This is a genomic window from Kitasatospora sp. GAS204B, from assembly GCF_029892155.1.
Lineage (GTDB): Bacteria > Actinomycetota > Actinomycetes > Streptomycetales > Streptomycetaceae > Kitasatospora.
This window is the reverse complement of the sequence record NZ_JARZAG010000014.1, coordinates 1-11,551: the sequence shown is the minus strand read 5'-3', so window position 1 is coordinate 11,551 and position 11,551 is coordinate 1. Positions and strand designations below refer to the sequence as shown.

The 11,551-nt window shown below is 68.7% G+C and carries 11 protein-coding genes and 2 pseudogenes; 8 read left to right on the top strand and 5 right to left on the bottom strand.

Annotation, left to right across the window (positions count from 1 at the left end; translation table 11 throughout):
• The first annotated feature begins 157 nt into the window (after positions 1-157).
• Positions 158-1,198 carry a dihydrodipicolinate reductase gene (locus P3T41_RS20115; protein WP_280691349.1) on the top strand — a complete coding sequence of 347 codons (1,041 nt, stop codon included), beginning with the start codon at positions 158-160 and terminating at the stop codon, positions 1,196-1,198.
• Between the two features lie 58 nt (positions 1,199-1,256).
• Positions 1,257-1,382: pseudogene (locus P3T41_RS20110) on the top strand (IS5/IS1182 family transposase); the annotation flags it as partial.
• 188 nt (positions 1,383-1,570) lie between these two features.
• Here the strand turns inward: P3T41_RS20110 and P3T41_RS20105 are convergent.
• Entirely contained in the window at positions 1,571-1,999 is a 429-nt protein-coding gene (locus tag P3T41_RS20105; RefSeq protein WP_280691348.1) for a hypothetical protein, read from the bottom strand.
• Positions 2,000-2,379: 380 nt separating this feature from the next.
• Here P3T41_RS20105 and P3T41_RS20100 point away from each other — a divergent pair, with 380 nt between their 5' ends.
• The 3 genes from P3T41_RS20100 (at position 2,380) to P3T41_RS20090 (ending at position 5,581) form a co-directional block, all read left to right on the top strand.
• Positions 2,380-3,888, top strand: coding sequence for a relaxase domain-containing protein (locus P3T41_RS20100; protein ID WP_280691347.1), 1,509 nt, complete (start codon positions 2,380-2,382; stop codon positions 3,886-3,888).
• 336 nt (positions 3,889-4,224) lie between these two features.
• Positions 4,225-4,452 (top strand): hypothetical protein, encoded by a 228-nt coding sequence (locus P3T41_RS20095; protein ID WP_280691346.1) that lies wholly within the window; start codon positions 4,225-4,227, stop codon positions 4,450-4,452.
• Between the two features lie 766 nt (positions 4,453-5,218).
• Positions 5,219-5,581 carry a hypothetical protein gene (locus tag P3T41_RS20090; protein ID WP_280691345.1) on the top strand — a complete coding sequence of 121 codons (363 nt, stop codon included), beginning with the start codon at positions 5,219-5,221 and terminating at the stop codon, positions 5,579-5,581.
• Positions 5,582-5,979: 398 nt separating this feature from the next.
• Here P3T41_RS20090 and P3T41_RS20085 read toward each other — a convergent pair whose 3' ends face one another.
• The 3 genes from P3T41_RS20085 to P3T41_RS20075 all read right to left on the bottom strand — a co-directional run bounded on the left by P3T41_RS20085 (position 5,980) and on the right by P3T41_RS20075 (position 7,566).
• The gene (locus tag P3T41_RS20085; RefSeq protein WP_280691344.1) at positions 5,980-6,375 is read right to left on the bottom strand and encodes a DUF2267 domain-containing protein; all 396 of its coding nucleotides are present in this window, start codon (positions 6,373-6,375) and stop codon (positions 5,980-5,982) included.
• Between the two features lie 55 nt (positions 6,376-6,430).
• The gene (locus P3T41_RS20080) at positions 6,431-6,835 is read right to left on the bottom strand and encodes a DUF2267 domain-containing protein (protein WP_280691343.1); all 405 of its coding nucleotides are present in this window, start codon (positions 6,833-6,835) and stop codon (positions 6,431-6,433) included.
• Between the two features lie 296 nt (positions 6,836-7,131).
• Positions 7,132-7,566 (bottom strand): Hsp20/alpha crystallin family protein, encoded by a 435-nt coding sequence (locus tag P3T41_RS20075; protein WP_280691342.1) that lies wholly within the window; start codon positions 7,564-7,566, stop codon positions 7,132-7,134.
• A 113-nt stretch (positions 7,567-7,679) separates the two neighbouring features.
• On the opposite strand from P3T41_RS20075, the gene P3T41_RS20070 reads away from it, so the two are divergent.
• Positions 7,680-8,381 carry a hypothetical protein gene (locus P3T41_RS20070; protein ID WP_280691341.1) on the top strand — a complete coding sequence of 234 codons (702 nt, stop codon included), beginning with the start codon at positions 7,680-7,682 and terminating at the stop codon, positions 8,379-8,381.
• 500 nt (positions 8,382-8,881) lie between these two features.
• On the top strand, positions 8,882-9,307 hold the full coding sequence (locus P3T41_RS20065) for an Hsp20/alpha crystallin family protein (RefSeq protein WP_280691340.1): 426 nt from the start codon (positions 8,882-8,884) through the stop codon (positions 9,305-9,307).
• 561 nt (positions 9,308-9,868) lie between these two features.
• On the opposite strand, the gene P3T41_RS20060 is transcribed toward P3T41_RS20065, so the two are convergent.
• A complete protein-coding gene (locus tag P3T41_RS20060; protein ID WP_280691339.1) occupies positions 9,869-10,057 on the bottom strand; it encodes a hypothetical protein in 189 nt (62 codons plus the stop codon).
• A 981-nt stretch (positions 10,058-11,038) separates the two neighbouring features.
• On the opposite strand from P3T41_RS20060, the pseudogene P3T41_RS20055 reads away from it, so the two are divergent.
• A pseudogene (locus P3T41_RS20055) lies at positions 11,039-11,320 on the top strand (MerR family transcriptional regulator).
• Positions 11,321-11,551: the final 231 nt, after the last annotated feature.

The window sequence follows — 11,551 nt, the reverse complement described above, 5'->3', positions numbered from 1 at the left end:
GATGATCTGTCAATGAGACGGGTATGACGCTCGGTACATTCGCCGAATCCGACCATCATGACTCATGAGTGCTTGCGAAGGCTGGCTCCGGGCCGATCCGTGTTCGACGCCGATGGATCACTCTCAGGTATACACCCCAGTAGCTAAGGAGCCTGGAATGAGAAGAATTCGAGCGGTCGTATACGGTGCCGGCAGCATGGGCAGCATCGCGACCAGGCTCATGACCGACAAGGGCATCGAGATCGTCGGGGCCATCGCGCGCAATCCCAGCAAGGTCGGCCGCGATCTCGGGGAGTTCGCGGGTCTGGGCCATCGGCTCAATGTGCCGATTGAGGCGGACGCCGCGCATGTGCTGGCCACCAGCAGGCCGGACGTCGTGCTGCACGCGACCCGGAGCTTTCTGCCGGAGATCCAGGAGCAGCTGGCGCTCTGCGTGCGCAACGGTGCTAACGTCGTGACACTCTCGGAGGAGTCCCTCTATCCCTGGTACACGTCTCCCATCATCGCGGCCGAATTGCACACGCTGGCCAAGCAGCACGGTGTGACGATCACCGGTGGAGGCCACCAGGACGCCTTCTGGCTTGGCATGGTCAGCACACTGATGGGCGCCGCGCACCGCATCGACTCCGTCTACGGCAAGTGCACTTGTAATGCCGACGACTATGGCGCCGACATCATCCAGGACAATCACGTCGGAGAGACTCTGGAGCAGTTCCAGAAGTCCATCAGCTCGGAGTCCCGTCCGCCCACGTTCGGGCGCAACCTGTTAGGGGTGCTGGCTCAGGCGTCAGGTCTGAGACCCAAGGAGTGGAAGTCCGAGGTGAGCCCTGTCGTCGCGGATGATGACCGGCCGTCACAGAGCATCGGGGTCACCTTCCCGAAGGGCACCGTGGTGGGTTTCTCGGACATCGACGTTCTGCACACATTCGAAGGCATCACCTTCACCTTCGAGATGTCGGGCTACGTCTACGGAAGCGGGGAGAGTGACGTCAACAAGTGGGTCGTCCGGGGCGAGCCCGACCTGTACTTGGACAACACTCCGGTCCATGGCCGCACGACGACGTGCACGCAGTGGGTGAACCGGATCCCTGATGTCATCAACGCTCCTGCTGGCTTCGTCACGTTGGACCAGCTGCCGCCGCTCCGGTACCGGCCGGGGCCGTTCCATAATTATGTGTCCGTCGGAACTCTCGCTTGACTTCCTCCCTCGGCTAAAGGACTCCGTTGGGAAATCCGTAAACCGGCTGTCTGGCGGTGCTCTGCTCCACCAGTTCAAGCGCCTCGCCGTCCGCTGGGAACGCCGCCTCGAACTGCACGACTCCCTCATCTCGCTTGCGTGTGCACTCATCTGCTGGAGAAGGCTCAACAAGCCGACGGCGTGATCGTGTTATGAGCTTTAAAGCTGGGGGATTTCGGTGCGGAGCAGCGACAGACCGCGCCCGTCTGTGGCCCCAGGGTCTCGGGCGCCAGGTTCGCCCCCTACCACGGTTCCTTGCGTACAGAGCGCCGCTCCCGACACCGGGCTCATTCTGGCCTGCGGTCCGTCAGACTATCGGCAGGCAGGGCCCGATCAGTCGGCGACGACGTTGATCTTGAGGTGGAACGGCAGGATGACCTGGGCGGGTGCGCAGCTCAGGTCCGCAGTGACCTCACTGGTGCCGACCTGGTCGGTGAGGAACGACACTACGGAGGTGCCGTCCGGCTGGGCGCTGCTCGCCTGCAGGTGCAGGACGGAGGGGTCGGAGATGGCGGGAGCGCTCCACCTGCCGCCAGGCAGGCCGGTTCGACAGCCGCCGGCCAGGTCGACGGAGACGTCGACGCCCTGGCCAATGGTGATGGTGCGACTGTTGTCGGCCTGGGTGAACGAGAGATGGGGGTGGGTGGTAATCGGGCCGGTCGACGACCCCCGCGGCACAGTCGAGGCGTAAGCCGGCCCACTGACGGCTATCGCCAAGCCGGCGATAGCCGTGGCAGCTAAAAGCTTCTTCGCAGATGTCACGAGTGTCTCCTTGAGGACGAGAAAAGGCCCCCTTCGACCTCCAACCGCCACCCCGATGTGCGGAATCAAAGGGGTCAATCGGATCAAGCAGACGAAGGGGGGTGGAGCGAGCCTGCCCCAAACGGCCAGACCGCGGAACCCATCTGAGGAAAAATTGAGGTCCCGGCTCCTGCGCGGTCCAACCTCTTCGCGTACAGGATCGTCCAGGAGTTCGGCCCGCGCAAGGGGCGTAGCTGGCGGCGAACATGCCACTCCGGAACTCGATAAGGCTTCACCACAGTAAAATTGACGATCCGTCACTCCTCCTGGCGGCCGACTTACGTTTGGTGGGTCCACAAGCGGCAAAAGCACGATGTCGAAATGTTAGAAATATTTTGACGGTGCATCCGATCAATAGCAGGGATGGCCCTCCATCACGGGAGGGCTCGTGCCTGGATCGGCCGATCGACTGGCTCCAGGAACGGACCACTGGCGGTGGCGTCGTCCTGGACGCGGACGTCACCCTCGACCTCGCCAAGTCCAAGCGCGCGTTCCTCGCCTACGCGCCCGAGGAGATCGCCGCCCAGGTCGAAGGCATCTACACCGCCGCCGGCCGCGAGTCCATCAGCGCTCTGGAGCGGTGGACCGCCTACGCCATGCGCGGTCGGCACGGTGACGGCGCCGAGGCAGAGACCGTGCCCACCAGCGGCTTCTCCGGCTGGATGATGGTCCACCGCGCCGCCCGGCCCGTGAACGGAGCACCCTACGGCGATCCTCACTTCCACCTGCACTTCACCCTGGCCAACATGGTCAAGAGCACCACTGACGGCCAGTGGTCCACCGTGGCTGGCGGAGGCCGCGACCTGCACCGGCACGCCCGCGCGACGCAGTCCCTCATGAACGCCCGCATCCGCCGGGAGCTGACCGACACCTTCGGCATCAGCTTCCGCCGCGAAGAGCGAACCGGCGCGTGGGAGATCGCGGCGATCCCCGAAGCCACGATCAAGCTATTCAGCAAGCGCGACAGCCAGGTGCGAGACCTGCTCAGCAAGCTGGGCATCGACTACGACAGCGCCACCACCCGCGAACGCACCGCCGCATCCTCCGCGTCCAAAACCGCGAAGAACGGCGAAGCCGCCGGAGTCGAGGACGACGTCTTGCGTGCCTACTGGCAGGCCGAAGGCCGCGCCGCCGGTGACGACCCCGACGCCATCGCGGCTAGCGCCATGCAGCAGGACCAGGCAGACCAGAACCCCGACCTGGACCAGCTGTGCGCTCAGGTCTTCGACCCCAAGACCGGCCTGACCAGCCACTCCAAGGACTTCACGCACGCCGCCGCCATCGCCGCCGTCCTGGACGCCCTCCCGTACGGTGTCGCCGACGCCGCCGAAGCCGAACAGCTCACCACCGCCGTCCTGCGGCACGCCGGATACGCGGTCAAGCTGAACCCCAAGGGTGCCCAGCACTTCGCCCACGCCGACCGGTACACCACGGCCGATGTGGTCGCCGCCGAAGCGCTCATCGCCACCGAGGCAACCAACCGCCTCAACGAGCAGGCAGCCGTCGTCAGCCACGACACCGTCGCCATGACCCTGTCCGCGGTCGAGGCCCAGTACGGCGAAGGCTTCGAGTTCTCCGCCGAACAGCGCGCCGTCCTCGAACGGCTGCTGACCGCAGGCCACGGCATCGACGGCGTCGCGGGAGCGGGCAAGACGACGATCATGAACACCGCGAGGGTCGCGTGGGAGGCCAACGGACTCGTCATCGCCGGAGTCCGCACTGTGCGTACCCCGAGTGCCGCGATGATGACCCACCCGGGGAAGAGCCGGGCAAACAAAATGCGCCTGCGATACATCAGCAGGCGCACACAAAGTTCATGGGAACCACTACTGCAACTAAGAGGACTCTAGCAGGCCCCGGCCTTCTGCGGTGGATTATTTCTTCCCCGGTTTCGCAGGGGCCTCCCTGGAGGCCCGCCGCCGCCGAGCCGCCAGGAGTGTCAACACGCCTTGTGAACAGGCTGGTTGACAGCATCGCGCTCTGCCCGGGGTGGCGGCTCCACCGGCAGTGCAACGCGAACGAGCCCCGCCGCGCGCCGCGCGGACTCCCACCGCTGTGGCCCGGGGGCAGCCCCGTCAACGGCACCGGCGGAGACGGTGGACGGCACGATTCGAATTCCGACCCGTCCACATTCGAGTGCCGCCAAAAGGGCCCGCCCCCGCGATTTCCGGCGCATACTCGAAGGAATGACGAAATCAGCAGCAGTTCGCCGGCCCCTGCCCACCAGTCCCTTCAAGGCCCGGGTCCAGGCGCCGCTCAAGCGGTTCGCCGTGGGCGACCGCGTCACCCACGACAGGTACGGCCTCGGCCGGGCCATCGGCGTCGAAGGCGACAGTGACATCGCCGTACTCGTCGACTTCGGATCACGGCAGGAACGCATCACCCAGCCGTACGCCGAGATGTTCAAGCTCTGACCCCGGGCGCCCCGGAGCAGGCCAGGGTCACTCTGCCAACCGCAATGCACCGGTAGCGGGCGGACCCTGTACCGAGGTGACGGCGCACCATCGCCTCGGTGCACCAGCCAGGGGCTCGCGCCCCGGCCATTGGTCCCGACGGCTATGCCGAAGGGCCCTGCTGGCCTCAGTCCGGCGCGGTACCGGCGATAGCCGGAACGGCACATGACGATCAGTCAACGTCGCCTGTACGCCGGTTATGTGGGCGCTAGAATCGTCACGTGGATGACAAACATCTGTTTGAGTCCGTCTGTGAAGTGCTCTCGCTCCGAGGATTCGAGCTGGCACCGCCGCAGGCAGCCGGTCTCTCCGTACGGCTGCGTCCGGGAGGCGGCCTGGTGCTGGGATGGCGGCCGGGCGAGGATCTGATCGGGCCGACGCTCCACGCCTCCCCGCATCCAGCCGACGCCGCCGGGCGCACCGAGTTCCGCGGCATCCGCGACGCACTCACCCTGGCTCTGTCGGAGGTCCTCGGTGCCGGGGGCTTCACCGTCGTCGCCCTTGGAACCGAGTTGCTCGTCACCGCGGGTCGGCGCGGTCCCGGCACCACCCCAGCCCTCGTGGGCCTGGCGTCCTGCCGTGCGCCGAGTCGCAGTCGGCCGGTGCTCGCGGCAGCAGGCGCCGGTCGAAGCCCGGCCTCGTAGACCGGGGGCACCCCCGCACACGTCGCGGTCACTGCCCCGGGTGGACTCCCGGACCCCGACCGCCGTGTCCTAATCTGGGCGTCATGTCGAACCCTGACGGGCTGCTCGTCGACATCGCCGCGATGGTCGAGTCCGAGCACAGCAACCAGATGTCCTTGACCGTGGTGGTCCCCGGCGCGGTGATCACCGGCAGGCTGGCGCCGGTGTCCCTGTGGTGGGAGCGGGTGGCGGAGGTCCTCCAGGCCTCGGATCACCTCAAGCCGTTCGCCGCCCTCTTCGCGCCGCCCGCCGTCGGCCCGCACGCACGGCCCACCCACCTCCACCTCCACCGCGCGAAAATCCTGCAGGGCGACTTCGCGCTGCCCCACACGGGCGGCATGTACCGCATCGCCATCGAGGACATCAGCAGTTGGACCATCGGCGACCTCGGCTACTCCGACACCTGAGGCGGTGAGTAGGAGGCCGGTTGCCTGCTTCGGGGTTGGAATCGGACCGGCCTGGTCGCGAGTCCGATCGCCGGGCCATAGCCGGGGTGGGAATCCGGGCTGAGGCGGGTTGGGGCCTGGATGCATCTGGTGAGGCAGTTCCCGAGCGTGGAGCGGGCCCCGGAGTCCGCCTGCGTTCTGTGCCCGCTGGTCGGTGCCGTGGGCGGGCGGCGTTGGGGGCGGAGGCACGCTGGGAAGCGCACCGGCCGCAGGTGGTCTGACTGACCGCCCGCGGCCCGGTCTCACCAGCGCCGGACGGAAGCCGGCCGGTGGAGCGTCGCTCCCGGCTCCAGGTCGATCCAGGGGTGCGATGAGGCTGACGGGCGGCTCTCGTGGCGCAACCTGCCGTTGTTCCTTCGCTAGGCGGCGGCGGTGAGGTCGGCGCGGCCGTAGAGGAGGGCGTAGCCGTGGGGGAGTTGGGTCAGGACACGGCCGGTCAGGGGCTCGTCGGCGAGGTTGGTGAGGGCGGCGAGGACGGCGCCGGTGTGCCAGCGGGCGGCGTCGGTGGTGGCGTCCAGGGTGCTCGCGACGGTGTCAACGAAGGCGTGAGGGTCCAGGGGCTGGGTGAGGGGGATCTGTGAGGCGAAGGTGGTGCGGGCGGGTTCGGGCAGGGCGGCGGCCAGGTCGCAGCGTTCCTCGCCGATGAGCTGGCCGCCGAGTGTGGCCAGGACGGCGTGCACGACGCGTTCGGCTTCCTGGTTGGTGTGGTAGCGGCCGAGGTCGCGGACCTGCTGGAGGAGGATGTGCCAAGTCATGGCAGGAACCTTCCGGGCGTGCCGTGCCCCGCCGGAGGCTGGGCGGCATGGGTGGTTAGGGGCGTCGGCCGGGGGCGGGTCGGCCGAAGAGGAGGTCGTAGCCGGGGGGTAGTTGGAGCAGGACGTGCTCGGTGAGGTCGTCGCCGGCGGCGTCGGCGGTGGTGGAGAGGACGGCGCCGATGTCCCACAGGGCGCTCTGTTCGGTGGCGCCTTCGATCCAGGCGGCGGTGGCGCGGACGAACCGTTCGGGGCTGAGCGGTTCGGCGGCCTGCAGGGGGTTGAGCAGGATCAGGGCGAGGGTTTCGGGCAGACGGGCGGCCAGGTGGGCGCGGACGTCGCCGACCAGGTGGGCGCCGAGCAGGGCCAGGATGACGCGGGCCGCTCGTTCGGCGTCCTGGGGTGTGTCGTATTCGCCGCGTTCCTGGACCTCGGCCAGGAACGTCTCCCATCGAAGAGTCACTGTCGGTCTCCCTTCGCGCCGGGATGTGCGCGACCGGCCGGTGGTCAGGGCTCGGTGGTCGAAGGCCGGTTGGGCGGTGAGTTTCCGCAGCCGGACCACTGGGCGCCCGGCCCCCGCGGTATCGGCCGACCACCCGACCTGGCGCAGGTGACGTTCAGGGACCGCTCGGGCCTGAGCTTTTTCCTGGAGGCCCACAACCGGCCTGGCCGGAGTTGCCGGTGGCGACTGCCGGTCGAGGGGTGACCGTCCCGCACGGCCGAAGGGGGAGGCGGTGCGGGACGGTGGTCCGGGAGCGGTCAGGCCCGGATCTGCTTGCGGTCGCCGCTGTGGCTGATGGCGACCTTGCGGGGCTTGGCCTTCTCGGCGACCGGGATGCGCAGGGTCAACACGCCGGCGTCGTAGTCCGCCGTGATCCCGTCGGGGTCGAGGGTGTCGGAGAGCATGACCTGGCGGGAGAAGACGCCCAGCGGCCGTTCGGACAGCTCCATGCGCGCTCCGTCGGCCTCGGGGCGCGGGCGGCGTTCGGCCTTGACGGTCAGCATGTTCCGCTCGACGTCGATGTCGATCGCCTGCGGGTCCACCCCGGGCAGGTCGAAGCAGATCACGTACTCGTCGCCGGTGCGGTAGGCGTCCAGCGGCATCGGGGTGGGACGGGTCCAGGTGCCGGTGGTGGCGAGGAACTGCTGGGTGAGCCGGTCCAGCTCACGGAAGGGGTCGGTGCGCATCAACATCAGGGAACACCTCCAGTGGTCCAGGCAACAGGGCCAATGCGTTTCACCTGAATCCGTTCTAACATGTCATCCATCCAATGACAACTCCTGAAGTCGCCCGGAGAGTGACAATGATGCGTGACAAGCCGAAGCCGCCTCCGACGTGCGGCACCCCGCCCACCGGCCCCGCCTCCTTCCTCGCAGCAGCCAGCGCGCTGGCCGCCATCGACGACGCCGTCCGCACCGCCCAGACCCGGGCCCCGGAAGAAGGCACCACGCCCGGCCCCGACGCACAGGCCGGCCCCGAACCAGCCCTGGCCGCCCTGATGCTGCTGCGCGAACTGCGCACCGAACTCGCCGGCTGGGAGGCGAGCCTCGTGGAGAGCGCCCGCGCCACCGGCGCCACCTGGGCCGACCTCGCCCACCCCATGGGCGTCGCCAGCCGCCAGGCCGCCGAAAACCGCTACCTGCGCCTCAAGCCCCCCATAACCAGCACCACCAGCGAGGCGAGCACCGGCGTCGAGCGCGTCAAAGCCGTCCGCGACCGCCGGGCAGCGGAGCGCACCGTCACGACCTGGGCCCGCGACAACGCCGCCGAGCTACGCGTCCTCGCCGCCCAGATCACCGCCCTCACCGACCTCACCCCGCAGGCCCGCCCCGCCCAGGCCGCCCTGCGCAGCGCCCTCGCCACCCCGGATGCCGCCGACCTCATGACACCCCTCACCGACGCGCGCCCCCACCTCGGCGCCGGCCACCCCGACCTCGCCACCCGCCTCGACGCCCTCACCGCCCACACCGCCCAGCTCCGCCATGACAGCAACCGCCGCCGCACCTGACACCAACGCCGAGGAACGCTGGCAGCAACTCGACGACCAGCTCGAAAGGGTCCGCGAACGCCTCCGGCTCGAAACAGGGGCCGCCATCGCCGCCATCGACACCTGCCTGGCCCGACTCGGCACCCTGCGCCAAGACCTCGCCGACCACCCCTGGACGCCGAATGCGAGCGCCATCGCCGCCGAAGCCGCGATCGCGCATCACGGGACCCGGCAGCCAGGACGGCCCCCGCCTCCTCCGGCTCCCGCCATGCACGGCGGGGCGATCCGCCGGCCCGAAGGCGACCTTGCCAGGGATGCCCGACCTCCTGACCTGCGACCTTTGCCAAGTCGCGTCCACCAGGCTCCCTAAAGTTGAGTGCCAGCTTGTCAAGAAAGCTTGGCTGGCGCTATAACTTTCTCGTCGAGGTGCCCAGCGGGAGTAAAGCTGGGAAGGTCCGGCGCCATGCCGTCCGTGGGCACCCGTGACCGTTCACGACTGTGAGGAGCTGATCCCCTTGTTGATGCGCACTGATTCCCTGCGCGGACTTCGCGACCTCGACCGGCTCACCCAGCAGCTGGTCGGCACCGCGTCCCAGCCGGCGGGGATGCCGCTGGTCGCCTACCGCGACGGCGAGGTGTTCGTGCTGCGCCTGGACCTGCCGGGCATCGACCCGCAGACCGTCGACCTGGACGTGGAGCGCAACGTGCTGACCGTGCGCGCCGAGCGCGCGTCCCAGCTGCCGCAGGGAGCTGAGGTGCTGGCGGACGAGCGGGTGCTGGGCCGGTTCTCCCGGCAGGTGTTCCTGGGCGACGCACTGGACACCGACCGGATCGAGGCCGACTACGACCAGGGCGTGCTGAGCGTGCGCGTGCCGATCAGCGAGAAGGCCCGCCCCCGCAAGATCACCATCACGGCCAAGGGCGAACGCGAGGCCATCACCGCCTGACATCCGCGGGGCCGCGGACGCGAGCCCCGCCCCCGTGTCGGCCTCACCCATTGGCCCGCAGTGGCGGATCGCCGGTGGGCGCGGCTCCGTCCGCCCTGCCCGGACGTACCCCTGGCCCGGGCTCCGGCGGAGGCCCGCAAAACGGGGTGGCCGGCATGGTCCGCTGCCCGCCGCTCCCGCACCCGCGTGCAGGGACGGGCACGACCGCGCACGGTTGGCCCATGGGCATCGTGGTGGTGTTGGAACTGATCGAGCCGCTGGACGCGTGCGTCCAGCGGGTGGGAGAGGAGCCTGTCGACGCCTTGGCGGTGCGCTGGGTCCACGCCTCGCCCTCCGATTCGGATGGCCCGGACGATCCGGGGTCGCGGACCCTCTGCGGCATGGACACCGCGGCCATGGTGCCCGACCGCTGGCAGCCGGACCGCCTGGGGCAGCGCTGGTTCCCGGCGCGCTGGGCCGGGAACACTGCCTGGCCTGTGACGCCGCCTTGCGCGCCGACTGACACTCAGGGCCGCGCTGGTGGTGGTTCCACGGTGATACCGACGCCCCGTCACGTGTCGGCTACGGGGAGCCTGACCGTCGGCTTCGGCGAGGGTCGAGCGCATCGCGCAGGGCGTGTAGGTCGGTGATGGTGACCTGTTCGGCGAAGCGGGCCAGCAGCCGCCGCAGGCTGCGCTGGTCCCGGTCACGGACGGCTTCGGCGAGGGCAGCCAGTACGGACGCCCCCGTGGCCGGGTCGGGCGTGCGCACCGGCCGCGTCGTCTGTGGCCCCTCCACCGTCGCCTCCCGTCCGTGGTGCCGCTCGTTGTCCCGGGCCGCGGGTGCGGACCGCCCTTCTGCGGAGCGAAGACTACCTTCCCTTCGAACACCGAAAAATCTGTGCTGGCTGGAGTAGACATTGCCGTCGGCTGTGGTTAGTGTTTCTCTCGTAGACGCAGTCAAGCGGTACCCGCCAGACACGAACTGGCGGGCAGCATTACAGAAGTTCGCAGGTCGGCACGGTTGTGGGGTCCTGAAGCCAGAGCAGGTGCAGTAAGGCGACAGGACCGGCGGCCGGGCCAGGTGACCCGCAGGTATCAGGGGTCACCGATCAGCGGTACCGCGGTAGTTGTAGGTGCAGTACCAGCAGGTGAAGTTGAGTCAAGCGGTACAAGCAGTCGCGGTTCGAGGTATCCCAGTGAAGGCGCCAGGCTGCGGGCGCGCGTGCTGGGAGTCCGGGCAGTGGGGTTCCAAGCCGAGCAGGTGAGCAGGACGGGCGACGGGGCTGGCTGTCGGACCAGGTGGCCCGTCAGGGCCGTAGCAGTACTCAGGTGGTTGAAGTTCAGCAGTACCGAGAAGTACCCGTGTGCGCAGCACCAGTGGTTGGCAGTACTCGCAGTTCGCAGTATCAGTCCGTACAGAGGATGAACGGAGGGACAGAGCACCATCAGGATCGCCCGGCCCGTGAGGTATTCAGCCGGGCGGACACCGCAGACCCCCTTTTGAGTACGAGGACGGTGGTTTCCGGTCACGCATACGCGATCCCCGCACACCCCCATCCCTGGGGAGTTGCGGAACAAGGAACCCGGCCCAGGCCGGTAGATGGTGTTGTTCCCTTTCGGGGCCCCGGAGCCGCTATGGCGCCGGGGCCCCTCGACGCGTTCCCCAGGAACCAAGAGAGGTGCAGGGACTACGACGACCGACAGGCCCCACACCCCCGACTCCCTCGACGACGACTACCCCGCCTACACCATGGGCCGCGCCGCCGAGATGACCAGTACCACCCCCGGCTTCCTGCGCTCCCTCGGCGAACAGGGCCTCATCACCCCCCTGCGCTCGGAGGGCGGCCACCGCCGCTACTCCCGCTACCAACTGCGCATCGCCATGTGAGCCCGCGACCTCGTCGACCAGGGCACTGCCATCGACGCCGCCTGCCGCATCGTCATCCTCGAAGACCAACTCGAAGAAGCCCTGCGCATCAACGAGCAACTCCGCCGCTCCCGGCACGGCCAGGAACCCGCCGCCGACACCTGACCCACCTACCCACCTACCCAACGAATCGGCGCGCGGTGAGTGGTAGACGGTCACCGCAGGCCACCCGAGGAAACCGTCGCCGGTCGGGGGCCGATCTCCTGGGGTCCGGTAACGGCAGTACGCCGCCGCGCCGTGACCTAGCCTCGCGCTTTCACGGATGACGGAGACTGCTAGCAGGCGGTGAGGTGGGTTATCCCGCTGACCTGGCACGATGTGCTCCCGCTTCGAGAC